We start from the raw sequence: 26,103 nt of genomic DNA on the forward strand, positions 1-26,103 counted from the left end.
ATAACTTGTTTTAATATGGTATGCAAAGAAAAGGAAGGAGGATAAAGGGAAAAGAAAAAGCAATCAAGATGAAGTTGATTGCTTACAGTAAAGGAGAAATGAGCCTCATGAAAGACTCCAATATGCGTTTTTTTATACTTCTTTTTTGGAAAGAGTTCCATTTAATTTCAGTTGAATGTTTAAAGTCTTCTTCAAAATCACGTTTAATATCGTGAACTGTTTTTGATTCATAAAGTACGCTAATAATTTCGTAATTCAATTCAAAGCTACGTACATCCATGTTTGCTGTTCCAATAGTTGCAATTGTATCATCAACGAGTACAATTTTTGCATGCATAAAACCATCTTTATAACTGTAAATAGAAGCACCAGCTTTTAAAAGCGGAGTGAAATAGGATTGAGATGCTTGATCACTAATGATGCTATCACTTTTACCTGGATATAAAATCCGTACATCTATTCCGGCAATTGCACTTAAGCGTAATAATGTTAAAGTTTCTTGATCTGGAATAAAGTAGGGTGTAGCAATCCAAATTGATTTTTTTGCAGAGCCCATAACAGCTAATAATGTATTACGAATACTTTTATCATCGGAGCTTGGTCCGCTGGCTACGATTTGAACAGCACCTTCTGCATTTGAAATCTCTTTACCTGGGAAGTATTGTCTATTCATGAATTGATCCCAGGAATAAGTATTTAAACCACTAGAGGCATAGAGCCAGTCTTCTAGAAAGATTGCTTGTAATTTATATAATGCTTTTCCTTCTATTTTTAAATGACTATCACGCCAAACAGGAAATTTCTTTGAACGGCCAAGATATTCATCACCGACATTGAGTCCTCCGGTAAAACCAATTTCTCCATCTACAATAACAATTTTTCGATGGTTACGATAATTGACAGTTTCAAGTAACCAAGCTGAAAAAATAGGGTCAAATTCTACAATTTCAATCCCAGCTTCTTTCATAGGTTGTAAAAATCGTCTTCTTAACGTATTACTTCCAAGGCCATCATAAAGGAAGCGTACAATAACACCATCTTTTGCTTTTTGTATTAAAGCATCTCGAACTTTTGTACCAATTTCATCAGATTTATAAATGTAGTATTGAATATGTATATGATGTTTTGCCTGCTCTATAGCTCGCAAAATTTCTGAAAATGTTTGATCTCCGTTTGTTAAAAGTTTTGTAGTTGTTTTATCTGCGGCAGGACCGCCTCCAAATTTTTGTATGACTTCTGTTAAATGTAAGGAACGTTCATTTAGTGGGACTGTGAGTAATAACTCTAGTCTTCTTCCTTCTAATATTTCACGGAATAATTTTCTTTGTTCTTCTGAACGATGGAGATGTTTTTTTCTTCTCCAGCGGCTGCGTCCGAAAATAGCGTATAAAAGCACACCTATAATAGGAAGAAGTGCTAATACTAAAAACCATGCTAATGTACTTTGTGGAGATCTATTTTCTATAAAAATAACGAATGAAATTCCTACGATTGTGATGGACCATAGAGCACCGACAAATGTATATAACGAGATATACGATGTATTTAATAGGAACAGAACGATAGATACAATTGTAAATATTAATAGTAATTGAACGATAGGCTTCTTCATTTCTATATAATTCCCCTAATCTTTTTTCAATATAGACTTCTTAAATAGAAGATGTAATATGACATCTTTATTATAAGGTGTTTTGCTTTTTTTACAAAATATAGACATTTCACCTATACTTTCCGCATTTGTCCTACATACAGTGTACTATCCCATTTTTTATCTCACTCTTAACGCATATGAAAATGAAAAAATCGAAAAGGAGCGGAGAAACATGAATTATATAGAAAATAATGGATTGTACTATCGGAATCATCATGGAGGACACAATCATGGTGGGCACAATCATAACGGCGGACATCATCACCATGGAGGACACAATCACTATGATCACCATCATCATCACGGAGGCGGATGGGGCTGGGGTGGTGGTAGTTCATGGGGAGGCGGATTTTTCCCTGGAAGCTTTGCAGGAGGAGTATTAGGCGGACTGACAGCGGGTGCATTAACAGGTGCAACAAGTGGAGGATATTATCCGGCTCCATATCCAGTAGCTTATCCATCACCATACCCTGTAACGTATCCAATGCCATACCCAGGTTATCAGCAAATACCATATTCGTATTAAACTAAAAAAGAGGCTATCCTCTTTTTTAGTTTAATACGGTATTTATTTATAAAATACTTCCAAAATTAAGGTGAAAATATGTTAATATTTTGTTATTGTAATTCAAAAACATATACATTGATGTAGAGTTTTATATTATTATTCGTGAATAGTTATGTAGTATGTTCTAATTTCTATTTCGTTATTAAAAACAAAGAGATCAGATGTGAGTGGTATTAGTTGGAAACAAGGCTTGCATAGAGCCACTTAAAGGGATTGCAGTATAATAAGGCGCGAAATAATTAGGGAGATGAGAAGCTACTAGTTATAATTGGAACGGTATAATATTGCTTTTTATTACAAATAATATTATGTTATTTTAATCGGTCTATTTAAAAAGATAATTTATGTAATGGGCTAGTATTAGAAAATGAAATATCTCTATTTCTATGAAGAGAAACAGGTTGTGTTTTAGTCAGATAGAAGCAAGGAGAGATGCGCATGCTAGAACAGAGAGGTCATGCATTATATGACTCTTCATTGCGAGATTTAAAGTTAGCATTAGATGAGTCTTCAATTGTTGCAATTACAGATCGAAAAGGTCTTATTACATATGTAAATGATAAATTTTGTGAAATCTCTAAATACAAAAGAGAAGAATTAATTGGAAAAGATCACCGTATTTTAAATTCAGGACATCATCCAAAAACCTTTTTTCAAGACTTATGGAAACGTATTTTGAATGGGAAAGTATGGACAGGTGAGATTCGGAATCGAGCAAAAGATGGTACATATTATTGGGTCAAAACAACAATTGTTCCATTTTTAAATGAAAAAGGAGAGCCATACCAGTTTATCGCAATTCGAAATGATATTAGTAGTAGAAAAGAAGCGGAACATAGATTACGGCTAAGTGAAAGTCGTTATAGGGAACTTGCCTATCACGATGCTTTAACGAGTTTGCCTAACCGTTTACAATTAATAACGACCGTTAATAAATTGATTGCAGATAAAAAAGAATTTGGTATGATTTACTTTGATTTGGACCGTTTTAAATTAGTAAATGATACGTTAGGTCATATGATAGGAGATTTACTTTTAAGCGAAGTTGCTTCAAGGTTGCATTATGTACTAGGAGAGAAAGATGTTCTGGCTAGGCTAGGTGGCGACGAATTTGTGCTGTTAACAAAAAATCATAGACAAGATGATATGAGTCAGTTAGCGACATCTGTGTTGTCATGTTTCCAGGCACCATTTATACTTGAAGGCCATGAAGTATACATTTCAGCTAGTCTAGGACTTTGTTCTTATCCACAAGACGGACAAGATGTGGAAACTTTATTGAAAAACTCTGACTTAGCTATGTATAGTGCAAAAGAACAGGGGAGAAACGCTGCATGTTTCTTTACAGATGAGCTACGCGCGAAAATAAATCGTAGAATGAAAGTTGAGTTTGCTTTGCAAAAGGCAATTCGTGATGAAGAGTTAGATGTAGCATTGCAGCCTATTATTGATTTGAAAACGAAGAGATATTCTGGTATAGAAGCTCTAGTACGTTGTATGACAGAAGACGGACCTATTTCACCAAGCGAATTTATCCCTGTTGCTGAAGAGTCTGGACTTATTATAAAGCTAGGAGACTGGGTATTAGAAAAGTCATGCCGATTGTTTAAAACATTGCCAAATTACCAAGAAGGACTAAAGTTATCTGTGAATTTATCTATACAACAATTAATGCAGAAACGTTTTATTTTGTCTGTACGTAGCATTTTAAAGAGGACTGGTTTTCCTCCGAACCGTTTAATATTAGAAATAACGGAAAGTATTGCAGTTCGCCATTTTGATTATATTATTGCTACATTACAAGAATTAAGAAATATGGGTGTTTTAATTGCTTTGGATGATTTCGGAACTGGCTATTCTTCCTTATATTATTTAAAACAACTACCACTGGATATTGTAAAAATTGATCGTAATTTTATTCGTGAATTTCATTATGATCACGCACAACCAGAACGAACGATTGTAAAATCCGTTATTGAAATTGCTCATAGTTTAAATTTAGCAGTAGTTGCTGAAGGGGTAGAAACAGTAGAGCAAGAGAGTTTGTTACAATCAATGAGCTGTGATTATGTACAGGGATTTTATTATGCGAAACCTTTATCTGTAGGAGAGCTAAAAGAAAAGTTAATTACAGATTTTTAATAAAAAAGAGAAGCCAGCAGCTTCTCTTTATTTAATCCGTTTTTTGTGAGTCTTTCATTAGTACAGGATAAAGAATAAGACCTAATACGAACAATCCAATTCCTAAGAAGAACGTTTTTAAGTCAGCAGTTCCTGTTTTGATAACCCAAATTGAGTATACAAATGCTAATGTAGTGATGATCCCGTCCTTTATTCGAGAACCAGGCATTATATCATACGTTTCTCCTGTAATAACCAGTTTGAATTGGTACAGAGTAGAAACAAGGTATGGAATTAAATAGGCTAATGTTGCTACGACGATAGCGAAACTATACGCTTCTGAAACAGTACCAGAAATCGTTGAAAATAAGAAGATTTGCGTCATTACATTTGTAATCAACAATGATTTTGAAGGACTACCTTTTTTATTTGTTTTCCCGAAAAACTTAGGGAAAAGTCCATTCTTTGCTGCCTGGTAAGGTACTTCTGAACTAACAACAATCCAGCCAACTGTAGATCCAAATAAAGATATAAGAGCGAGTAAAGCCATTATATATGCACCTTTATTTCCAATTGCTAAATTTAATGCGTCTACTAAAGGTTTTTGAGACTCTTTTAAAGCATCTTGCGGAAGAGCTCCCATTGTAAGTAAAGTAATTGACATGTAAATAAGAAGAGCGATAATTAATCCGAAAATCGTAGCTTTTTTTACATCGCGCTGTGATTTTGCACGATTAGAAAGCATAACTGCTGATTCAATACCGATAAATGCCCAGAGTGTTGCAATAGCAGCTGAATTGATTTGTCCACCTAATGAGATTGATTGTCCAGCTTCATTCATAAAGGTTTGACCATCTCCGAAATTAGAGGCGTTGAAAATGAATAATGTAATTACAATAAACATTGTAAATCCGATAATTTTTGCAATGGTAGCAAGTAGATTCATGTTTCCAGCTCGATCAATATTTTGAGAAAGAATATATTGAATTCCCCACAGCATAAGGCTACATACGAGGAAAGTTAACCCTTTTCCGAGTTCCAGTGAAAATCCATTTATTGAAAAAAGAATTTGCTTACTTTGTAAAACTGGAAAGAATGTTGATAAATATCCAGCAAAGGAAATAATAACAGATGCTGTTGCAGCCCAGTTAGCAGCCCAATATCCCCATGCCATACTATATCCTGCAACTTTACCAGCTTTTTTTGAAGGAAACATCGCTTGAGCATAGCTTTGTGGTCCAGCTTTTAATTCTGGTTTCCGAATCGCTAAATTTCCAAATACAAGTGCAATCATAAATACGCCAAGGCCTGTAATACTCCATGCGAGTGTAGAACCCATTGGCCCTGATACTTGTGCTAAATTTGCTGGAAGCATAAATACGCCACCGCCAACCATATTCCCGATAACAAATGCTGTTAAAACCCATAATCCCCATTTTTTCGTTTCCATTTTTGTTAACTCCTTTGTAGTAAGTTTTGCTTAAACATCATTTTTTACTAGCTTTTTGACAATAAAAAAAGAGCCATGTAGATAAAAAATACCTACATGGCTCTTTGCCTAACGTAGGTACAACGGGAATAACCCTTGTACCTACGCGTAATTTTTCCGCTAGGTTTCAAGGGTTACGTATGATGATGATGTTTTTGTGCAAATGTAACTACAGTTGTTGTATAAGTAAGCATAGTTCTTTGCTCCCTTTCTCCTCTGATTTTGAAGTTAGTATACTACATGTTTTTTTGAATGAAAAGAAAAATATAAAAATTTTTATAAAAATACGTTTTAAAGATTAAATATTTACCTATATTTTTCTTGTACTGGAAAATAAGTGAGAGATTGGCAGAAGAGTGAAGCATGTTATAATACATATAGAATTAGAAGGTGACAAGGGGCTATTGTAGATGATGAGTAAGTATGAACAAATTTATACAGAAATCAGTAAATCTATTGATAATAAACAATTAAAAGAGGGATGCAAAATCCCATCAGAAACAGAATTAATGAAGCAGTATGAGGCAAGCCGAGGAACGGTAAGAAAAGCGGTAGATTTACTGCAAGAGCGTGGATATGTGCAAAAAATTCATGGAAAAGGTGTTTTTGTTTTAAAGCGAAAGAATATTGAATTTAATTTTGGCGGTATTGTAAGTTTCCAAGAAGAAAATGAACGTTTAGGACGTCATTGTATTACAGAAGTTGTGGAAATGGGCAAAGAAAAAGCCACAAAAGAAATTGCGAAATTATTAAATGTAAAAGAAAAAACAGAGATTGACCATATTAAACGTGTACGAAATATTGATGGAGAAAAAGTAATTTTAGATATAAATCATTTTGTATCTGAGTTTATTCCAGGATTAACGAAAGAAATTGCAACAGCATCGATTTATAAATACATCGAGAAAGAGCTTGGGCTACACATTAGTTATTCGCAGAGGGTAATTGAAGTACAGCCATGTACAGAGGATGACAGAAAGTATTTAGATTTAAATGGAACAGACTATGTTGTCGTTGTGAAAAACTTTACACATTTGTATGATGGAAGTCAGTTTGAATATACAGAATCACGCCACCGTTTAGATATTTTTCACTTTTCGGATGTGGCACGCAGGAAGTAAAGAGGTGGAACAAAATATTGTTTCATCTCTTTTTTTATAAAAAAAACACAAACTCATATATACGAGTGTTGACTAACTTATATATACGAGTTAATATGTAATTGTAAACGGTATCAAAAAAAGAAAAGAGGGACGGGAATATGGGGAAAGACTATCGTAAAACAGCAGAGGAAGTGTTGCAGTATATTGGTGGGAAAGACAATATTGAACAAGCTGCACATTGTGTGACGAGGCTCCGTATCGCTTTAAAAGATGAAAGTAAAATAGATAATGATAAATTACAGTCTGTTTCATTAGTGAAAGGAGCGTTTCATAACGCTGGTATATTTCAAGTTGTAATTGGTCCAGGGGATGTAGATCGTGTTTACGCTGAATTGATAACGCTTGCAGGTATGAAAGAATCGACTGTAGCTGACGTAAAAGACTCTGGAAATCAGAAGTTAAATCCAGCTCAAAAGTTTGTAAAAATATTTTCGGATGTATTTATGCCGATATTACCAGCGATCGTAACAGCTGGTTTACTAATGGGTATTAACAATTTATTAGGGGCAAAGGACTTATTTTTTGATGGGAAAAATTTATTAGATGTTTATCCGAACTTAGGCGGGCTTTGGGATTTAATTAATATGATGGCCAATACAGCATTCGTATTCTTACCAGCACTTGTCGGGTGGTCAGCAACGAAGCGTTTTGGTGGTAGTCCAATACTAGGGATTGTTATGGGATTAATGCTTGTGCACCCGGCCTTATTAAACGCTTGGGACTATGGAAAAGCAGCGACTGGTTTAGAGGGTCAAAAGATTGAGTACTTCAACATTTTAGGACTGTTCCAAATTGAGAAGGTAGGATATCAAGGACAAATTTTACCTGTTTTAGTAGCAGCATTTGTATTAAGTAAAGTGGAAATTTTCTTAAAGAAACATGTACCAAATGCAATTCAATTATTAGTTGTACCAATTACAACAATCGTTGTGACAGGTGTGTTAGCATTAGGAATTATCGGTCCGGTTACACGTCATATTGGAGATTTATTAACAGTAGGATTAGTAGGTGTATATGAAACAGTACCAGTAGTTGGAGCAGTATTATTTGGAGCGTTATATGCACCGCTCGTAATTACAGGTATGCATCATATGTTTATTGCAATTGATTTACAATTGATTGCACAACATGGCGGCACATTTATTTGGCCGATGATCGCTCTTTCTAACATTGCGCAAGGTAGTGCGGCACTTGCGATGTTCTGGATTTCTAAAAATCAAAATGATAAAAGTATGGCATCAACATCAGCCATTTCAGCATACTTCGGTATTACAGAACCAGCGATGTTTGGTGTGAATTTACGAAATAAGTTCCCGTTCTATGCAGCGATTATAGGGTCTGCTGTGGCAGCGATATTCATTACATTAAATGGTGTATTAGCACCTGCTATCGGAATTGGCGGATTGCCAGCATTTATTTCTATCATTCCGAAATCGATTCCAATGTTTATTGTAGGAATGATTATTGCAGTTGTAATCCCATTTACTTTAACATGGTTATTTGCAAAAAGAGTCAAACAGAAGTAGGAGGAAGTTAAACATGAAGGATTGGCATAAAAGTGTAGTCTATCAAATTTATCCGAAGAGCTTTAATAGTTATTACAATAGAGAAACCGGGGATATAAAAGGTGTTACAGAGAAACTAGATTATTTAAAAGAACTCGGAGTGGATTATATATGGTTAACACCGATATACCAATCACCACAAAATGATAATGGATATGATGTAAGTGATTACTACAGCATTGATCCATCTTACGGAACGATGGAAGAGTTTGAAGAACTTTTAGCAGAAGCGAAAGTACGTAACATTGAGATTATGCTTGATATTGTTGTAAATCATAGTTCGACTGAACATAAGTGGTTTAAAGAAGCGAAGGAAGATAAAAATAGTCCATATCGTAATTACTATATTTGGCGTGATGAAAAAAATAATTGGCAGTCTAAGTTTGGTGGATCTGCTTGGAAATATGATGAGAAGACGGAGCAATATTATTTACATTTATTTGATGAAACACAAGCTGATTTAAATTGGGAAAATGAAAAACTTCGTGAAGAAGTATATGATATGATGCGTTTTTGGCTGGATAAAGGAGTAACAGGATTCCGATTAGATGTCATTAACTTAATTTCAAAAGACCAATGCTTCTTAAACGATGAAGGTAGTACTGCGACAAGTGATGGACGCAAGTATTATACAGATGGTCCGCGTGTTCATGAATATTTACAAGAGATGAACCGAAATGTTTTTGCAGGAAAAGATGTAATTACAGTTGGAGAAATGTCATCTACGACAATTGATAATTGTATTAAATATTCTAATCCTGAGCGTAATGAATTAAGCATGACGTTTAGTTTCCATCATTTAAAAGTAGATTATCCGAATGGTGATAAATGGACGAAAGCAGAGTTTGATTTTATTAAATTAAAAGAGATTATGTCTAACTGGCAAATTGAAATGCAAAAAGGCGGAGGATGGAATGCGTTATTTTGGTGTAATCATGACCAGCCTCGCATCGTGTCACGCTTTGGTGATGATGGAAAGTACCGAAACGAATCTGCAAAAATGTTAGCGACAGCCATGCACATGCTGCAAGGAACGCCTTACATTTATCAAGGGGAAGAAATCGGTATGACGAATCCTAAATTTGAGTCCATCGAGCAATATCGTGATGTGGAATCGTTAAATATATACGATATAAAGCTAAAAGAAGGGCTATCAAAAGAAGAGATTGTAGGGATTTTAAAGCAAAAATCTCGTGACAACTCTCGCACTCCAATGCAGTGGAATGAAAAGATGAACAGTGGTTTTACAACAAGTACACCTTGGATTTCAGCGGCTGAAAACTTTAAAGAAATAAACGTAGAGAAGGCCTTAGAAGATAAAGAGTCCGTATTTTATCATTATAAAAAGTTAATAGAACTTAGAAAAACATATGATGTAATTACAGAAGGAGAATATGCTATTTTGGATAAAAATGATCCTAAAATTTGGGCATATACTCGTACTACAGGAAGTGAAGTACTACTTGCTATAAATAATTTCTACGGAGAAGAAATAACGTACTCTGTACCAGCGCAAGTTCAATTAGATGGAATGAAACAAGAAATACTACTGTCGAATTATAAAGATGCTAGCAAGGATATTGCAAAACTTAACTTAAGACCATATGAATCAATTGTGTATCGATATACGAAATAAAAGGTTGTATGCCGCATGGGCATACAACCTTTTATTTTAGGACACCACTGTACAAAATGTTTACCTCTACCTCAGGTTTGAATTTTACTTTTGCATAATCTTTATTCCAATTTTTCTTCTTCCATAAGTCAGGGTGATAGGCGATAAGGTGTCTGCCGATACCGAAAGCATCACAGTTTGCTTTTTGTAACTTTTTCGTTATCTTTTTAGCTTCTTTCGTAAGTTGTTTAGACAATTCTTTATTTAGTTTTTTTCTTTCATCCATTTTGTAAAGATTATCTCTCGGAGCTTCAAGCGCTATAACTTTTAGTTGGAGCTTAATGTGAGCATAAACATTTCCTTTTTTATCTGTTGTTATTTTTAAGTCGCGTTTTAACTTTCGATTGCTAATTTCCATTGTTAAATAATCAGATGTTTTCTCTGATTCATCGCTAGTAAGCTTTTGGGTTATACGGGCACTTGTTCCCATTTTTCCAGTTAATAATACGAATAAAACAGATTGTTTCAAAGGTAAATGCCCAGTTAATTTATCATTATTAAATAAAGCTAGACCGTTTGTAATCACTTCTTTTCCTTTTATTTTTATAGAAGGGAGGGTAAAGTCTTTACCGGGATCTAACATTTTTGTAGCAGCTGTCTCTAAAGTTTCTTTTGGAAATACACTCATATCTTCTAAGCTTTTCACTTTTTTCTTTAGAAAATCTCCAATTAGTAAATTTCCTACTTTCTTTTTTTCTAGTATCTCGGATGTTTCACCATCTACTGCAATAAGTTTTACTAAAGCAGTTGGGTTTGTTGGGTCCCGAAAGCTGACATCTAAATAAGGTAATATACCTTTTTTTAGAATTTTGGTTCCTAGTAATTGAACACCATATTTAAAATAACGAATATTCCCAGTCACATTTTTTTTTAGGGCATCGCTTGTATCCCTTATGTTATGCCCCGTTGCTGAATGTATTTCATTTTCGAATGAAGATTGCTCTCCGCTTGAACTTTTTACGAGCTCGATTGTTTGCTGGAGTTTATTCTCTTCCGTAATATCAGATCCAATACTATAAGCTAACCTTGCTTCCCTTAATGGTTCTTGATCCCAACAGCCAGAAAGGAGGGAACTAGCACATAATATAGAAAGTAATTTAACTTTTCTTGTGAACATACTGTTCTCCTTTCTTATTTCGTATCACAGAATAAAGTAGAAATAAAAGAGGGAGGACAACAATAAAAATATACGTGAACTTATCAGTGAAAGTTGAGATTACTTTTAATTCTTCAGGTGTATCTATAAATAAGGCTACACTAAAAGCAATAATACCAATGATTGGAACAGCTTTTTTATGATTAGCAAGATTGAATATATGTCCCACTCCGATTGAAGCAGCGCAATAATAACTAGCGATAGAAGCTGCAACTGTTATCATCCATATGGGAATGAATAGTAAATCCGTCCGGTCTATAATCCCAATATGTAAGGAACGTAATAAGTAAGCAACTGGTTCTGGAATAAGCTCAATTTGTTTTGGACTAAATACGATAAAGCAAATCCAAACAGTAAAAGTATAAAAAAGTGTTACAAATCCATTAGCGATAGAAATGGCCTTCAGTTTTGCGACAGAACTGCCATTTACTTTTGGAAAAGCGATAAGAATGATTTCAAAACCATACATGGCTGTAATTGTTTCCTTGGATGCTTGAATTATATTCCACCAGCCGGCTTCTGTAATTGGAAAAATATAAGAGAAATCAGCTCGGGAAAGCCCTAGGGCAATTAAAAGGGCCATTGGAATAATGAGGATAGAGGCCATGACATAAAATCGTACGATGACTTTAAATGTATTATAGGCTATATAGCAGCAAGCTATCGTAAATAGCATGAGAATGGCAGACCAAGGAGTAGCTTGTAATATCCATACTTTAATGACATTACAAGCATTCAACATAACTGTCATACCGATAAGCGTAAAATAAAAAACATAAGCAAAGCCTAATAGTTTTCCAAACTTATTACCAAATAGCATACAAACACTTTCATACATATCTGCATCAGGGAATCGTTTTAAGAAAAGCCACATTAGTAAAATAATAAGCTGAATCGCAAGCCCGGCGATGAGCGCGGAAATCCATCCACCACCTTTTGCTATTGGGTGAAGACGGTTAGGTAGAGAAAGGATACCAACTCCGATTTGGCATTGAATAACGAAAAAGGTAAATTGAACGAGCGAAATTTTACTTTGCGTGTTTGTCACCGTCCTCATCCTCTCTCGTTACATGTTGTCGTTGCATTTTTTTCGGTTTTGGATCATGTGGTCGTTCCCAAAACGACCAAATTGGAAGTCTTACAAAAGAATCTTTCATATCTTTTATCCGCATCGGGGCAACAGGAGAAAGATATGGCGTATGAAATGAATGTAATTGACATAAATGAACGAAAGTTATAATTAGACCGAATGATATTCCGACGTATCCGAATATAGCAGCAAGAATCATTAATGGAAAACGAAGAATTCGAACTGCTGAACTCATATCGTTTGATGGAACGAGAAAAGATGAGATGGCAGTTAAAGCTACAACAATGATCATCGTATAAGAAACAAGTCCAGCTTTTACAATTGCATCACCAATTACTAAACCACCTACAATACCGATTGTTTGTCCAACTCGGCTTGGTAAGCGAATACCAGCTTCCCGTAATAATTCAAAGATTAATTCCATTAAGAGAGCTTCAAAAATAGGAGGAAGTGGTACTTTCTCTAATGAAGCTTTAATTGTATACACAAGTTCGAGCGGCAATACATCAGGATGAAAGGCTACGGTTGCGATATATATAGCTGGTAAGAGAAAAGCAATCAAGAAACTCACTAAGCGAATCATTCGGACGAAAGAACCGACAATCCAGCGGTTATTATAATCGTCTGGTGATTGATAGAAAGCAAATAACGTAACAGGAACGATAAGCGCTGTGGGATCTCCATCAGATAAAATAGCAACTCGTCCTTCCATTAAATTTGCAGCGGTCCTATCTGGACGCTCTGTATTTAATTGCTGCGGAAATGGTGAGAAAGACGTATCCTCTATAAATTCTTGTATATATCCTGGAGGCATAAGTGCATCTGTCTTAATCGTTTCTAACCTTCTTTTTACTTCTGTAACTAAATCGTCATTCGCTATGTTTTGCATATAAGCAATTGCCACTTTCGTATGCATTTCTTCACCAAGTGTGAAATATTTAACGACGATATTTGGACTTTTTATGAGCTTACGAATCGAAGCTAAATTAGTTGCTAGATCCTCTACAAAACCAGTATGTGGACCGCGCACAATCCCTTCATTATCAGGCTCTGCTATATCTCGCTTTAAAGATAAAGCTGTTTCGAAAATAAAAAAACTGTCGACGTGTTCATGAAAATATAAGGATTTACCTTGTAATAAAAGCTGCACACCATAATTTAAATTCGTTTCTTTTTTCATATTTAATGTAGAAAAAGCTTTATCTATAGCTAAGTCTGACCGTGTTAATAAAGGCTCAAGAGCTAACTGATGAATTAGATTTGGATCTGCTAAAGATTCGATATATAAGATTATTCCTTTTCCGTTTTGAAAAGGGAGATCTAATTTTTTTATATCATCAGAATGAGAAAGTTTATTTTCAATGTAATTAATGTTCTCCGGAAGTGATGGAAACATATGCTTTTGGCCCGTACTCTCTTGTTGTTCTTTTTTCTCTGTCATAATTTCCACCTCTTTTAGATAAAGTTGCTTCTGTTAATTTTTGCTTTTTGTGAGAAATTTATGCTTGGATTATTTTTGACAAAGTAGCTTGAAAGTTACGTTACGTCATCTTTTATACTATAGAAAATAGGGTATAGGGGATGATATAAATGACTTTGAGGGATATGTGGGGATGGAAAGAAATTTTATATTTATTTATGTTTGTATTTGTTATTGTTCCAGTAACTGTTGAATCTCTTTTTTATAAATATATTTTAGAAATAATAGGTAACTCACTATATGCTGGAGTATTAATGGGCTTTATAATGGCAGTGATATTTACTACTGTAGTTTATCTTTTTTGTATCAAAAGATATAAACTCTCGTGGAAAGATATTGGAATTCGGAAGCTTTCATGGAAAGATCTTTTATGGACAGTTGGAGCGGTAATTTTCTTAATTGTAGCTAGTATTGCTGTATTAGTGATAATGGAGAAAATGGGTATTTCCTTTGAGAATAGTAAGACGGAGACGGTCCAAAATGATAAATCAATCTATTCATTCTGTATCGCGGTAATTGGAGCAGCAATTATATCACCAATCTATGAAGAAATTTTATATCGAGGTGTTTTTTATACATTTTTTCGTGATAGATATGGCATGTGGGGCGGTATGTTTATTAGTTCCATAATATTTACCGTTGTCCATATCCCTACATATAACACATTACTGGTGAATTTTTTGAGTGGGGTAGTATTTGCATGGTTATATGAGAAAACAAATTCTATTTTATCAGCTATGATTGCCCACGCATTATTCAATTTCATAGCAGTACTTCTAACATTTGTGTCGAATTAAGAAGATATATAGGAGGGATATATATGGAAATAGCTGTAGAACGTGTTTTTACAAAAGAGATTTTAAAAACAGCAGCGAATTTGTTTCATGTAACAGTGGAAGAAAAGCCACTTGGAGATTTTGAGAATTATATTTTTAAGGCGAAGGGTGATAATGATGAAGATTACGTATTACGTTTAACACATTCTTCTCATCGCTCTAAACAAGAGGTAGAGGCTGAACTAGATTTTTTACGATATGTTGCGGAGAATGGGGCAAAGGTAGCAGGACCTCTTTATTCAACGTCTCAAAATCTTGTAGAAGAAATCGCAGCAGAGGATGGGACTTTCTTTTTCGCTTCCTTATTTACATATGCAAAAGGTGAGCAAGTAAAAGGAGAAGAATCGCCTTATTGGGGAAATGCTTATTTTGAAGCGTGGGGAAAAGCGATTGGACAACTGCATCGCCTTACAATGGATTATCCTAAAACAGACTACCGTGATACGTGGGAAGAAGACGAAAGTGGAATTGTTAATGAATTAGAAGATGAGAAAGTGAAAGAGGTTGCTGCTGTATTAATGGGGGAAATAAAGACTCTTCCAATTGGAAGAGAAACATTCGGCCTTATGCATGGCGATATTCATCCAGGTAATTTCCATTATGATGGGAAAGAGCTTACAATCTTTGATTTTGATGATGCGGCCTATAATTACTTCATTCATGATTTGGCAATGGTTCTTTATTACTCGGTCCTTTTTACACCGTGGACAGTGGAGGAGAAGACGACATTCGCTCGTAAACAGTTACAAGTGTTAAGAAAAGGATACGAATATGAGCACAGGCTGGCGGATAGTTGGTATGAATCGTTACCACTATTTTTACGCTTACGTGATATAGGTTTATATGGAACGCTTCAAAAGAAGTTTAAAGGGAAAGATATGCCTGATAATTTCTTGAAATTATCGGAAGAGCTATACGGAAGAATTATCAAAAAAGAAGCAATTGTGAATATATAATACATTTAGTTCAAAACAAAGTATATAAAACAAATATATACTTTGTTTTTTTATACAAAAATATGTTTACTTTATTAAAATAATATTGTCCTAGATTCGGTATACACTTATAATTTTATATATATTCTGAATATTCTTTATAAAAAGAGGAGGGGGAATGTTGGAAGCTATCGTAAGTTGGATCAATAATATTGTTTGGAGTCCAGCACTTGTTTATTTATGTTTAGGAGCAGGTTTATATTTTTCCATTCGAACGAGGTTTTTACAAGTAAGGCATGTAGGAGAAATGGTGAAGCTTACATTTCAAGGAGAAAAATCGGATGCTGGTGTTTCTTCGTTCCAGGCGTTAGCACTTTCTTTATCAGGGCGCGTTGGAACAGGAAATATTGCGGGTGTTGCAACGGCTGTTGCATTTGGTGGACCAGGAGCTGTCTTTTGGATGTGGGCGGTAGCTTTTCTAGGAGCAGGTTCTGCTTATGTAGAATCGACACTTGCACAAATATATAAGACGAAGCATCAAGGGCAATTCCGTGGTGGTCCAGCTTATTACATTGAAAAAGGGTTAGGGGTTAAATGGTATGCATTAGTATTCGTTGCAGCAACAATTCTTGCAACGGGGATGCTGTTACCGGGTGTTCAGGCAAATAGTATTGCTGTAAGTTTGGAAACAGCTTTCGGTATTAATACTTCTGTATCTGGAGCGGTATTAGTAGCGGCATTAGCGCTTATTATTTTTGGTGGAGTTAAGCGAATTGTTAACGTAGCGCAAGTTGTAGTGCCATTTATGGCGCTTGGTTATATTTTAGTAGCTTGCGTCATTGTTGCTATGAATATTGAAAAATTACCAGATGCTTTCATGTTAATTTTAAAAAGTGCATTTGCATTAGAAGCAGCTTTTGGTGGAATTATTGGTTTAGCAATCTCTTGGGGAGTAAAACGTGGTATTTATTCCAATGAAGCAGGGCAAGGAACTGGGGCCCATGCGGCGGCAGCTGCTGAAGTATCACATCCAGCTAAACAAGGGTTAGTACAAGCATTTTCCGTTTACATTGATACATTATTCGTCTGTTCAGCAACAGCATTTATGATGATTATTACAGGCATGTATAACGTATTTGATGCAAGCGGAAAAAACTTTATCGTCAATAAATTAAATGGTGCACAGCCGGGTCCTGGTTATACACAGGCAGCGGTAGAATCTGTTTTCCCTGGATTTGGAAATGGTTTCGTTGCAATCTCTTTACTATTCTTCGCGTTTACAACAATTATGGCGTATTACTACATTGCAGAAACGAATATTGCATACTTAAATCGTGATAAAGACCGTCCTTGGATGTCCATCGTACTAAAATTTGTATTCTTAGGAGTCGTATTCTATGGTTGTGTAAAAACAGCTGCAACAGCATGGGCTTTAGGTGACATTGGTGTAGGGATTATGGCATGGGTTAACATTATCGCGATTTTACTACTACAAAAACCAGCATTGATCGCATTAAAAGACTATGAAAAGCAGAAAAAAGAAGGTAAAGATCCAGTATTTGATCCGCAGGAATTAGGAATTAAAAATGCTGATTTCTGGGAGCATGAATACGGGAAAGATAAGAAAGAAGAAGTATCTTAACAGAATAGAAATGAAGAAGTAAAGGGGAAACTCTTTGCTTTTTTTTATGGACAAATTGAAGCTAAAAGTTATTTTTGGGACTGTTTTTGAATATAAAAAGAATGTACATGCTTTGTTAGGGGAAGGGGTGAGTATGTTGATAGAGTTTCGTAACGTAAATAAATATTATGGCAACTTTCAAGTTTTGAAAAATATTAATGTGCAAGTGAAAAAAGGCGAAGTGGTAGTAGTAGTTGGTCCTTCAGGATCAGGAAAAAGCACGTTGCTTCGGTGTATAAATCAGCTAGAGACAATTACCGACGGAGAATTAATCGTACAAAATACGGAGGTACACAATGCAAAAACAGATATGAATGAATTACGCCGAAATATCGGGATGGTTTTTCAGCATTTTTATTTATACCCGCATAAAACGGTTCTTCAAAATATTACACTAGCACCTATTAAAGTAAATAAAGTTTCCAAAGAAGAAGCAGAAAAAACAGCAATGTTTTATTTAGAGAAAGTAGGAATCCCGGAGAAGGCTAATGTATATCCGCATCAACTATCCGGAGGACAACAGCAAAGGGTAGCAATTGCTAGAGGACTTGCGATGCAGCCGGAAATTATGCTATTCGATGAGCCTACGTCTGCTCTTGATCCGGAGATGATTGGGGAAGTACTTGATGTTATGAAAACGCTAGCTAAAGAAGGGATGACGATGGTCGTCGTCACGCATGAGATGGGATTTGCAAGAGAAGTAGCAGATCGAATTTTATTTATGGATGATGGCCAAATCATTGAGGATACAACACCAGTGCAATTCTTTGCAAGTCCTGAACAAGAAAGAGCGCGTCTATTTTTAAGAAGAGTGTTAAATCATTAAAGGAGGAATTTCATGCTTAAAATGAAAAAGTTGTTTACGTTAATCGTATTTTCATGTTTATTCGTACTTGTCGTTGCTGGGTGCGGAAGTAAAAAAGATGAGGCGAAAGAAACGAATACGAAGCAAGGCGGGGCTGTTGAACAAATTAAGAAGCGGGGGAAACTAGTAGTTGGAGTGAAGAATGATACGAACTTATTTGGCTTGAAAAATCCTTCAACAGGGCAGGTAGAAGGATTTGATGTTGATATCGCAAAGGCGCTTGCGAAAAAAATCCTTGGAGATGAAAAGAAACTAGAATTAAAAGAAGTAACGTCTAAAACGCGTATTCCACTACTGAAAAACGGTGACATTGATGCAATTATCGCAACAATGACAATTACGGAAGAACGTAAAAAAGAAGTTGATTTTTCAGATGTATATTTTAAAGCAGGGCAATCGTTACTTGTGAAAAAAGGAAGCAATATTAAGAGTATTGATGATATAAAACAAGGTGTGAAAGTATTAGCTGTAAAAGGCTCAACATCTACAAATAACATTCGTCAAAAGTCACCAGAAGCGACTGTATTAGAATTTGAAAATTACAGTGAGGCGTTTACGGCGTTAAAAGCAGGAAAAGGTGATGTTTTAACGACAGATAATGCAATTCTTTACGGCATGGCAAAACAAGATTCAAATTATGAAGTTGTAGGGAAAATTTTCACGGATGAACCGTACGGAATTGCAGTGCAAAAAGGTGCAGATGATTTAACGAAAGAGATTAATAGCTTGCTAAAAGATATGAAAGCGAATGGAGAATACGATAAATTGTATGAGAAATGGATTGGTCAAAAACAAGAAAAATAAAGTGACACTTAATTGGAATAAATAATAAGAGTGAGAGGATGAGGGATGCTCATCCTCTTCTTGTAAAGAAAGAGGGGAGAATATGTGCCTGATTTTTCTATACTAACGAATAACATTGATATGTATTTAGAAGGCTTTAAGTATACAGTTATGTCTAGTGTAATTGCATTAATAGGAAGCTTTATTTTAGGAGTAATTTTGGCGGTAATGCGTATTGCACCGATTCGTATTTTAAATTGGGTAGGATCAGCTTTTGTAGAGTTTGTAAGAAATATTCCACTCGTATTAATTGCATTTATATTTTATTTCGCTTTACCTGTAATAGGAATTACTTTAAATGGTTTTGTAGCAGGAACAGTTACGCTTACGGTATATACGGCAGCTTTTATTGCGGAAGTCATTCGCGCTGGTATTCTATCAGTCGCGAAAGGTCAGATGGAAGCAGCAAGGTCTTCAGGGTTAACGTATGTACAGGCGATGTATTATGTTGTCTTACCTCAAGCGATGAAAATCGTAATTCCTCCTCTAGGAAATCAATTTCTCAATTTAGTAAAAAACTCTTCCATACTCGGAATTATCGCTGGTACTGATTTAATGTATCAAGGAGATTTAATTTCAACGAAGACGTTTGTTACGTTTGATGTTTATATATTTGTCGGGATGTTTTATTTAATATTAACAATTCCGCTCAGTATGCTAGTGCGTTATTTAGAAAAACGCTTGGCAAAGGAGGCGGTGTAAATGGATTTTAAGGGAGCAATTACAGGGGATCATATTCTATTTTTATTAAAAGGATTACTTATAACGTTAGAGGTAGCGCTCGTAGCAATTGTACTTAGCTTTATTATCGGTAGTGTAATAGGAATATTGCGCTACACGAAAATACCTGTCGTCTCACAAATATTAGGAATTATCGTTGAAGTGATTCGAAACTTACCACTACTGTTAATTATATTTTTCACGTATTTTGCACTTCCAGAAGCAGGCTTGAAATTAGAAATTATAACAGCTACAATTGTTGCTTTAACAATATTTGAAGCTGCAATGATATCTGAAATTGTTCGAAGTGGTCTATTATCTATCGAAAAAGGGCAAATCGAAGCAGCGAGGTCTTCCGGATTAACGTATGTTCAAGCGCTGTGGCATATTATTTTGCCACAAGCATTAAGAAGAATGGTCCCGCCACTTGTCAGTCAGTTTATTTCATTGCTGAAAGATACAGCGCTAGCAGTCGTTATATCACTACCAGAGCTTATTCATAATGCTCAAATTATTAGCGGGCAAAATGTAAATTATATGATTCCGACGTTTATAGTAGTTGCTTGTATGTATTTTATCGTAAATTATAGTTTATCAATTTTATCGAGAAGGTTAGAACTTCGTTGACTCTTACAATATATGTAAGAGTTTTTTCCTTGTTTATCCTTATTTTCCTCTAAATAGAATCTAAATCTTGCGATAATTAGATTTTTTATATTATTTTATCAGAAAAGTTTTAATTTTATATAGAAAATGTAATCGCTTTCGTGTATATTTTTATTATCAGAAAATTTTAACAAGACATAGGGGTATGGTAGGGGGAGGATTTAGATGCAGCAACCAACGAATGAGAAATTACATCGTACGATGAAGAGTAGACATTTATTTATGATCGCACTAGGTGGTGTAATCGGAACTGGTTTTTTCTTAGGTTCAGGTTACACTATTAATCAGGCTGGACCAGGGGGAGCCATCCTTTCATATTTAGTAGGCGGATTTATTATGTATTTAACAATGCTTTGTCTTGGAGAGTTAACGGTAGCAATGCCGGTTTCGGGATCTTTCCAAAAGTATGCAACGAAGTTTATTGGACCAGGAACGGGCTTTATGATTGGCTGGTTATACTGGCTTGGCTGGGCAGTAACAGTAGGACTAGAATTAACGTCAATCGGTTTAATGATGAAAAGATGGTTTCCAAATGTTGATGTTTGGGTATGGTGCCTTGTATTCGGCGTTATTTTATATGCTTCAAACGCAATTTCGGCAAAAAGTTATGCCGAATTAGAATTTTGGTTTTCTAGTATTAAAGTAATTACAATCCTTGCATTTGTTGTTCTTGGTGGTAGTGCATTATTAGGATTTATATCGTATGACGGAAAAGAAGCAGCACCTCTTTTCTCTAACTTTGTAAGCGATGGTGGACTTTTCCCAAATGGACTAGCTGCCGTATTACTTACAATGATTACAGTTAACTTCTCGTTCCAAGGAACAGAGTTAATCGGAATTGCAGCGGGAGAAAGTGAAAATCCAGAAAAAACAATTCCACGTGCGATCCGTAATACAGTATGGCGTATTATGTTATTCTTCATTTTAACAATGACAATTTTAGTAGGATTAATTTCTTGGAAGGAAGCAGGCGTAATTGAAAGTCCATTCGTAGTTGTATTTGATAAAATCGGTATTCCATATGCAGCTGATATTATGAACTTCGTTATTATTACTGCGTTATTATCTGTAGCGAACTCTGGATTATATGCAGCGACACGTATATTATGGTCACTTGCAAATGAAGGAATGGCACCAACTTCTTTCAAGAAAGTAAATAAACGTGGTATTCCAATTACAGCGCTAGTCGTAACGATTGCGGTAGCTGGATTATCCCTATTCACAAGTTTCCTTGCAGAAGATACAGTATACATGTACTTATTATCGATAGCTGGTTTATCGGCTGTTTCAAGTTGGATCATTATTGCTCTATCGCAACTTCGCTTTAGAAGTCAGTATATAAAAGGCGGAGGAAAGTTAGAGGACTTAAAGTATAGAACACCACTATATCCGATTGTTCCAATTTTAGCTTTAATTACAAATAGCATCGTTGTTATTAGTTTAGCGTTTATTCCTGAACAAAGAATGGCGTTATACTGCGGTATTCCATTTATCATTTTCTGCTATATATATTATTATTATATGAGTAAGAAACAGCAGAAACCGATGAAAGTGGAGATGGACAAAACAAATGAAACTAATAATCAAACACGATGATATAAAGGCAGATTTATCGTACGCTCAATTAGCGATTGGAAAAGAAAACGGGTATTCACCGTTACAATTACTCGTTTCTTCTATCGCAGGATGTAGTGCAATTGTCTTTCGAACAATTTTAGAAAAGAAACGTATTACATACGATACGTTTACGATCGAAACTGAAATTGGTAGAAGTGAAGCTTTATCCAAACCAGTTGAAAGTGTTCATTTGCACTATAAAATTAAAGCGGAAAACATTACAGAAGAGCAGTTGGACAAAGCATTGCAGCTTGCAGTGAAGAATTGCACGATTGTTCAATCTGTAAAAGATAGTATAAAAGTTACAGAAACAATTGAACTAATAAAATGAAACATAAAAACGTGAGAGCCGTATTCTCACGTTTTTATGTTTTTAGAAAGAGGGGAAAGTGTAGTGGACTGTTTAGGTTGTAAATTAGCAAACGAAGAGAAAAAAATATATAAAGTATATGAAGATGATTATGTAACTTGCTTTTTAGATCATGCGCCTTTCTACCCAGGACATACTTTAATTGTGCCAAAGCAGCATGTTGTAGAAGTAGACGAATTAGATGACGTTGTAGCAAGATCAATTATGGATGCTTCTAAGCTGATTGCAAAAGCGATTAAGGCATTATATAAACCAGATGGAATTACAGTTTTTCAAAATGGTGGAGTATTTAACGAGTTAACACATTACCATATGCATGTCGTACCAAGATATAAAGAGCGTTCGTTTGCTGAGTTTTATACGGTGCAACCGGAGGAAAAGAAGAATCATAATTTGGAAGAAATAAAGATGTTGTTAAAAGAAGAGATAGAGAAAATATTGCACACTAAAAAGGTGTAAAAGAATTTCTCTTACGCCTTTTTAATCTTCATACATACTTAAAACTTCTTTCGCACGTATACGTAAACCATCTATCAATTCTTTCGGTTCTAAAACTTTTGCATCTTTTCCAAGTCTATAAAATAAAGGAGTAATAAAGTTAATCTCACCTTTATCAATTGTTGAATTTATATATCCTGTCCCATCCTCGTTTACTATAACGAATTCCTCAAGATAAGGAACGCTTTTACATTGGCGTACGCCTTCTGTTGTCAGTAAAACATGTAACTGAGTAGGATTGTGTACTACGTTAGAGTTAGAGGCAAACCACTCTTCTAAATTCATGAATGTATCTGTATTTTCTTCCATCGATAATATTGAGAGAATACGATCGACGCGATACAGTAATACTTTTTTTCTACCGAAGTCATAGGACGGTAAGTACCATAACCCGTCGTGAGCATATACACCAATCGGATGAACATGTTTTGTTTTTACCCCTGATTTAGATTCGTATTGAAAGTGTAAATTTTTATTTTCAATAGCCGCTGTTAACACTTCGTTTAAAAGTGGGGTCTCAATTGTTCTCTTCGGATTCCAAAAGGCGATATAAGAACGTATTTTATCAACTTTCACTTTCGCCTCATGTTGTAGAGAGCTATATAGTTTATGAGTGACAGAATTGATTTCTGTATTAAAAGGCAAGTCTCTGTAGTAGCTTAAAGATTGAAAGGCAAAAAAGATGGAGACCGCTTCTTCTTCCGTAAATAAGATAGGTGGAATGACCCTAGTTGTTAATACTTTATATCCTCCATTACGACCTTGTTCAGCATAAATGGGTAATCCCATATCACTTAAATCTAAAATGTATCTATGAACCGTACGAACGGAAATATTAAATTCATCAGCTATTTCTTGAGCTGTAAATGTTTTTTTCGCAGAAGCAAATATAAGAATATCTAATAAGCGTTTAGCTTTTGACAAATGTATCACCTTTTCTTTTTAACGTGACATAAATTGTCATGTTTTATTGTTAGTATATTGTTTACATCATATGTTATCAAGATGAGATGCAAGGAGGAAAAGATATGTCACGTGAAATAGTTTTATTTATTGCAGCTAGTTTGGATGGATATATTGCGAAAGAAGATGATGATTTAGAGTGGTTAATGGAAACAGAAGGAGAGGGAGATAACGGTTATACAGAAATGTACGAAACGATTGATACAATAATAATGGGAAAGAGAACGTACGATTATGTAGTAGAGCATACAGAGACATTCCCGTATTTAGATAAAAAATGTTATGTGTTTTCTAATTCAGAAAAAGGCACGGACGGACATGTAGAGTTTGTAAATGAAGATGTAGTGGAGTTTACAAAAAGGTTAAAAGCACAAGAAGGATCTAAAATATGGATGGTCGGTGGAGGGAGTCTACTGAGAGAATTCTTTAAGAATAATCTAATTGATGAATATGTTGTCACGATTACCCCTCACATATTAGGTTCTGGAGTTCCGTTATTTCAAGACAAGAATCCAGAAATTAATTTAACTTTAACGGATACGAAACGTTTTGGGCAATTTGTAAATTTATATTATAAAGTAAAATGATAAAGTGAAACTTTAATCAGTGGGGGTTTTGTTCATCTCCCACTGATTATTAGTTGAACCAATCGGGCTTTTACGGGCAGTTGATCCCCCACCTAACTTCTTTGCTTCCGCTGAATTTTGATGTAGGGGTCTTACTGCCCGTTAATGCGGGATAAAGAAACACGACTATTGATGATAGTCGTGTTTCTTTATAGATGGTAATGAAATTATAAAGCAAGACCCGTGATTGACTTCACTCGTTACTGTAATATTCCCGCCGTGTAGCTCTACAATTTCCTTCACGATAGAGAGTCCTAAACCAGTTCCACCTGTAGCTCGTGATCTAGCTTTATCAACACGATAAAAGCGGTCAAAAATGTGAGGGAGGTCTTCAGGCGGGATACCTTCGCCTTCATCTTCAATTGTAATGGAGATACGTTTATGTTCTTCTGTAATAGAAATGTTTATATGAGAATGTTCTTTTGAATGTCTATAAGCGTTATTTAAAATGTTTACTATAACTTGTTCAAATCGCTGTTCATCCAAGTTTACTAGCAGTGTAGGAGGACAAGAGAAAGAAACTTTAATGTATCTTTCTTTATACATGGCGTTTACTTTTTCAGCTATACGAGTAAGGAAGGTGTGTAAATGCACTTCCTTTACTTGGATAGAAAAGTTATGTTGTTCCATTTGTGCAAGTGAAAATAAATCTTGAACTAAGTTTGTAATGTAATCAGACTCATCTTTTATAATTGATAAATATCGCAAACGTTGTTCAGGAGAGGTGCTTTCTTTTAAAGCAATGTCAGCATAACCTCTTACGTATGTTAACGGTGTTCGTAATTCGTGAGCAACACTTGCTAGAAATTCACTTCGCTCTGTTTTCATATAATGTAAATCATTTGCGAGCGTTTGAATAGATGATGCTAGTTCACCAATTTCATCATTTCGAGTAGTCGTTAACGAAACGGACAAATCGCCTTTACTCATTTTTTCAGTTGCATGTTTCATGTGTAACAATGGTTTTGTTAATAAACGTGATAATAGAAAGATGGTGATGGCTGTTAGTAGAAACGTAATGACTCCGGCAATAATGAATTGTCTTGTTAGCCCGTTCACCATTTCCTCGATTGATTCCGTCCCGAGAAACATATATACGTATCCTTCCGTTTTTCCAGCCACTACAATGGGGCTAACTGTACATATATAATTAGATGTTTTCCAATGATTCTCTATAATTGCTCCGTCATGATCTGTCCGTGTTTGCATCTTTTCAATATGCTTTTTTATAGTAGTATTTATTTCATTGGATTTAGCTAGTACCTCCTTATTTGCATTTGTAATAACAACAGTAGTTTCGGCTTCGGATTCCATTAGTGCAACATGGGAGATTGTTTGCTTATCAAAATACTTTTCAAGGACATCTCTGTGACTATTTCCGCGCTTTAATAAAGCTGTCATTTCTTCATTTACTCTATTGTTGACAAGGCTATAATAAAGCGAGACAAATAGAACACTTTCGATTAAAAGTGTAACAATCAAAAAATAAAATCCGAGCTGAATAGAAATTCGCTTCATTGCT

The 26,103-nt window shown here is 35.1% G+C and carries 23 protein-coding genes; 16 read left to right on the forward strand and 7 right to left on the reverse strand.

The window, feature by feature from the left end; all coding sequences use genetic code 11:
* Positions 1-82: 82 nt before the first annotated feature.
* Entirely contained in the window at positions 83-1,612 is a 1,530-nt protein-coding gene (locus MRP26_RS24605) for a cardiolipin synthase (RefSeq protein WP_023521037.1), read from the reverse strand.
* A 214-nt stretch (positions 1,613-1,826) separates the two neighbouring features.
* Here MRP26_RS24605 and MRP26_RS24610 point away from each other — a divergent pair, with 214 nt between their 5' ends.
* Positions 1,827-2,180, forward strand: a complete 354-nt coding sequence (locus MRP26_RS24610; protein WP_001106379.1) for a hypothetical protein — start codon at positions 1,827-1,829, stop codon at positions 2,178-2,180.
* Between the two features lie 480 nt (positions 2,181-2,660).
* Positions 2,661-4,364: a putative bifunctional diguanylate cyclase/phosphodiesterase gene (locus MRP26_RS24615; protein WP_064532017.1), complete on the forward strand. Its 1,704-nt coding sequence runs from the start codon at positions 2,661-2,663 to the stop codon at positions 4,362-4,364.
* A gap of 31 nt (positions 4,365-4,395) precedes the next feature.
* Here the strand turns inward: MRP26_RS24615 and MRP26_RS24620 are convergent, their stop codons facing one another.
* Positions 4,396-5,793, reverse strand: a complete 1,398-nt coding sequence (locus tag MRP26_RS24620; protein WP_000448446.1) for an amino acid permease — start codon at positions 5,791-5,793, stop codon at positions 4,396-4,398.
* Between the two features lie 449 nt (positions 5,794-6,242).
* On the opposite strand from MRP26_RS24620, the gene treR reads away from it, so the two are divergent.
* The 3 genes from treR (at position 6,243) to treC (ending at position 10,196) form a co-directional block, all read left to right on the forward strand.
* Positions 6,243-6,953 (forward strand): trehalose operon repressor, encoded by a 711-nt coding sequence (gene treR / locus MRP26_RS24625; protein WP_053565260.1) that lies wholly within the window; start codon positions 6,243-6,245, stop codon positions 6,951-6,953.
* Between the two features lie 140 nt (positions 6,954-7,093).
* Positions 7,094-8,521, forward strand: a complete 1,428-nt coding sequence (gene treP, locus MRP26_RS24630) for a PTS system trehalose-specific EIIBC component (RefSeq protein ID WP_000513942.1) — start codon at positions 7,094-7,096, stop codon at positions 8,519-8,521.
* Positions 8,522-8,534: 13 nt separating this feature from the next.
* Complete coding sequence (gene treC, locus MRP26_RS24635; RefSeq protein WP_197241435.1) at positions 8,535-10,196, forward strand: alpha,alpha-phosphotrehalase; 1,662 nt, start codon at positions 8,535-8,537, stop codon at positions 10,194-10,196.
* 31 nt (positions 10,197-10,227) lie between these two features.
* Here treC and gerKC read toward each other — a convergent pair whose 3' ends face one another.
* Genes gerKC through gerKA form a run of 3 tightly spaced genes read right to left on the reverse strand, consistent with a single transcriptional unit; the run spans position 10,228 to position 13,922 of the window.
* Entirely contained in the window at positions 10,228-11,352 is a 1,125-nt protein-coding gene (gene gerKC / locus MRP26_RS24640) for a spore germination protein GerKC (protein WP_071732232.1), read from the reverse strand.
* A complete protein-coding gene (locus MRP26_RS24645) occupies positions 11,333-12,439 on the reverse strand; it encodes a GerAB/ArcD/ProY family transporter (RefSeq protein ID WP_061456776.1) in 1,107 nt (368 codons plus the stop codon). Before MRP26_RS24645 ends, gerKC begins: the two co-directional genes overlap by 20 nt.
* The gene (gene gerKA / locus MRP26_RS24650) at positions 12,420-13,922 is read right to left on the reverse strand and encodes a spore germination protein GerKA (protein WP_088115043.1); all 1,503 of its coding nucleotides are present in this window, start codon (positions 13,920-13,922) and stop codon (positions 12,420-12,422) included. The genes MRP26_RS24645 and gerKA overlap by 20 nt, the downstream gene beginning before the upstream one ends.
* Positions 13,923-14,071: 149 nt before the next feature.
* Here gerKA and MRP26_RS24655 point away from each other — a divergent pair, with 149 nt between their 5' ends.
* The 10 genes from MRP26_RS24655 (at position 14,072) to MRP26_RS24700 (ending at position 22,953) form a co-directional block, all read left to right on the forward strand.
* Entirely contained in the window at positions 14,072-14,758 is a 687-nt protein-coding gene (locus MRP26_RS24655) for a CPBP family intramembrane glutamic endopeptidase (RefSeq protein ID WP_063220871.1), read from the forward strand.
* A 23-nt stretch (positions 14,759-14,781) separates the two neighbouring features.
* The gene (locus tag MRP26_RS24660) at positions 14,782-15,753 is read left to right on the forward strand and encodes a phosphotransferase enzyme family protein (protein WP_053565255.1); all 972 of its coding nucleotides are present in this window, start codon (positions 14,782-14,784) and stop codon (positions 15,751-15,753) included.
* A 160-nt stretch (positions 15,754-15,913) separates the two neighbouring features.
* Positions 15,914-17,374, forward strand: coding sequence for an alanine/glycine:cation symporter family protein (locus MRP26_RS24665; RefSeq protein WP_000387486.1), 1,461 nt, complete (start codon positions 15,914-15,916; stop codon positions 17,372-17,374).
* Between the two features lie 46 nt (positions 17,375-17,420).
* Positions 17,421-18,239: an amino acid ABC transporter ATP-binding protein gene (locus tag MRP26_RS24670; RefSeq protein WP_103574428.1), complete on the forward strand. Its 819-nt coding sequence runs from the start codon at positions 17,421-17,423 to the stop codon at positions 18,237-18,239.
* 12 nt (positions 18,240-18,251) lie between these two features.
* Positions 18,252-19,082, forward strand: coding sequence for a glutamine ABC transporter substrate-binding protein GlnH (gene glnH, locus MRP26_RS24675; RefSeq protein WP_000916477.1), 831 nt, complete (start codon positions 18,252-18,254; stop codon positions 19,080-19,082).
* An 84-nt stretch (positions 19,083-19,166) separates the two neighbouring features.
* Positions 19,167-19,823, forward strand: a complete 657-nt coding sequence (locus MRP26_RS24680; RefSeq protein WP_001112682.1) for an amino acid ABC transporter permease — start codon at positions 19,167-19,169, stop codon at positions 19,821-19,823.
* Positions 19,824-20,468, forward strand: coding sequence for an amino acid ABC transporter permease (locus MRP26_RS24685; protein WP_000345978.1), 645 nt, complete (start codon positions 19,824-19,826; stop codon positions 20,466-20,468).
* A 204-nt stretch (positions 20,469-20,672) separates the two neighbouring features.
* Positions 20,673-22,103, forward strand: a complete 1,431-nt coding sequence (locus tag MRP26_RS24690) for an amino acid permease (protein ID WP_001187093.1) — start codon at positions 20,673-20,675, stop codon at positions 22,101-22,103.
* Entirely contained in the window at positions 22,078-22,455 is a 378-nt protein-coding gene (locus MRP26_RS24695) for an OsmC family protein (protein WP_053565250.1), read from the forward strand. The genes MRP26_RS24690 and MRP26_RS24695 overlap by 26 nt, the downstream gene beginning before the upstream one ends.
* Positions 22,456-22,518: 63 nt before the next feature.
* Entirely contained in the window at positions 22,519-22,953 is a 435-nt protein-coding gene (locus MRP26_RS24700; protein WP_242807035.1) for an HIT family protein, read from the forward strand.
* 21 nt (positions 22,954-22,974) lie between these two features.
* On the opposite strand, the gene MRP26_RS24705 is transcribed toward MRP26_RS24700, so the two are convergent.
* A complete protein-coding gene (locus MRP26_RS24705) occupies positions 22,975-23,916 on the reverse strand; it encodes a helix-turn-helix transcriptional regulator (RefSeq protein WP_197241437.1) in 942 nt (313 codons plus the stop codon).
* Between the two features lie 104 nt (positions 23,917-24,020).
* Between MRP26_RS24705 and MRP26_RS24710 the strand changes: the two genes are divergently transcribed.
* On the forward strand, positions 24,021-24,542 hold the full coding sequence (locus MRP26_RS24710; protein ID WP_098678225.1) for a dihydrofolate reductase family protein: 522 nt from the start codon (positions 24,021-24,023) through the stop codon (positions 24,540-24,542).
* Between the two features lie 165 nt (positions 24,543-24,707).
* On the opposite strand, the gene MRP26_RS24715 is transcribed toward MRP26_RS24710, so the two are convergent.
* On the reverse strand, positions 24,708-26,099 hold the full coding sequence (locus tag MRP26_RS24715) for a sensor histidine kinase (RefSeq protein ID WP_161114607.1): 1,392 nt from the start codon (positions 26,097-26,099) through the stop codon (positions 24,708-24,710).
* Positions 26,100-26,103 lie beyond the last annotated feature (4 nt).

The sequence above is a fragment of the Bacillus sp. CCB-MMP212 genome (genome assembly GCF_022748145.1).
Taxonomy (GTDB): Bacteria; Bacillota; Bacilli; order Bacillales; family Bacillaceae_G; genus Bacillus_A; species Bacillus_A cereus.

Excerpts from the sequence above, each read along its gene's own strand:
- MRP26_RS24670 (WP_103574428.1), top strand. The coding sequence starts at position 17,421 with ATGGACAAATTGAAGCTAAAAGTTATTTTTGGGACTGTTTTTGAATAT.
- MRP26_RS24615 (WP_064532017.1), top strand. The coding sequence starts at position 2,661 with ATGCTAGAACAGAGAGGTCATGCATTATATGACTCTTCATTGCGAGAT.
- MRP26_RS24605 (WP_023521037.1), bottom strand. The coding sequence starts at position 1,612 with ATGAAGAAGCCTATCGTTCAATTACTATTAATATTTACAATTGTATCT.
- MRP26_RS24610 (WP_001106379.1), top strand. The coding sequence starts at position 1,827 with ATGAATTATATAGAAAATAATGGATTGTACTATCGGAATCATCATGGA.
- gerKC (WP_071732232.1), bottom strand. The coding sequence starts at position 11,352 with ATGTTCACAAGAAAAGTTAAATTACTTTCTATATTATGTGCTAGTTCC.
- treC (WP_197241435.1), top strand. The coding sequence starts at position 8,535 with ATGAAGGATTGGCATAAAAGTGTAGTCTATCAAATTTATCCGAAGAGC.
- MRP26_RS24660 (WP_053565255.1), top strand. The coding sequence starts at position 14,782 with ATGGAAATAGCTGTAGAACGTGTTTTTACAAAAGAGATTTTAAAAACA.
- MRP26_RS24655 (WP_063220871.1), top strand. The coding sequence starts at position 14,072 with ATGACTTTGAGGGATATGTGGGGATGGAAAGAAATTTTATATTTATTT.
- MRP26_RS24715 (WP_161114607.1), bottom strand. The coding sequence starts at position 26,099 with ATGAAGCGAATTTCTATTCAGCTCGGATTTTATTTTTTGATTGTTACA.
- treP (WP_000513942.1), top strand. The coding sequence starts at position 7,094 with ATGGGGAAAGACTATCGTAAAACAGCAGAGGAAGTGTTGCAGTATATT.
- MRP26_RS24620 (WP_000448446.1), bottom strand. The coding sequence starts at position 5,793 with ATGGAAACGAAAAAATGGGGATTATGGGTTTTAACAGCATTTGTTATC.
- MRP26_RS24710 (WP_098678225.1), top strand. The coding sequence starts at position 24,021 with ATGTCACGTGAAATAGTTTTATTTATTGCAGCTAGTTTGGATGGATAT.
- MRP26_RS24690 (WP_001187093.1), top strand. The coding sequence starts at position 20,673 with ATGCAGCAACCAACGAATGAGAAATTACATCGTACGATGAAGAGTAGA.
- treR (WP_053565260.1), top strand. The coding sequence starts at position 6,243 with ATGATGAGTAAGTATGAACAAATTTATACAGAAATCAGTAAATCTATT.
- MRP26_RS24695 (WP_053565250.1), top strand. The coding sequence starts at position 22,078 with ATGAAACTAATAATCAAACACGATGATATAAAGGCAGATTTATCGTAC.
- gerKA (WP_088115043.1), bottom strand. The coding sequence starts at position 13,922 with ATGACAGAGAAAAAAGAACAACAAGAGAGTACGGGCCAAAAGCATATG.
- MRP26_RS24685 (WP_000345978.1), top strand. The coding sequence starts at position 19,824 with ATGGATTTTAAGGGAGCAATTACAGGGGATCATATTCTATTTTTATTA.
- glnH (WP_000916477.1), top strand. The coding sequence starts at position 18,252 with ATGCTTAAAATGAAAAAGTTGTTTACGTTAATCGTATTTTCATGTTTA.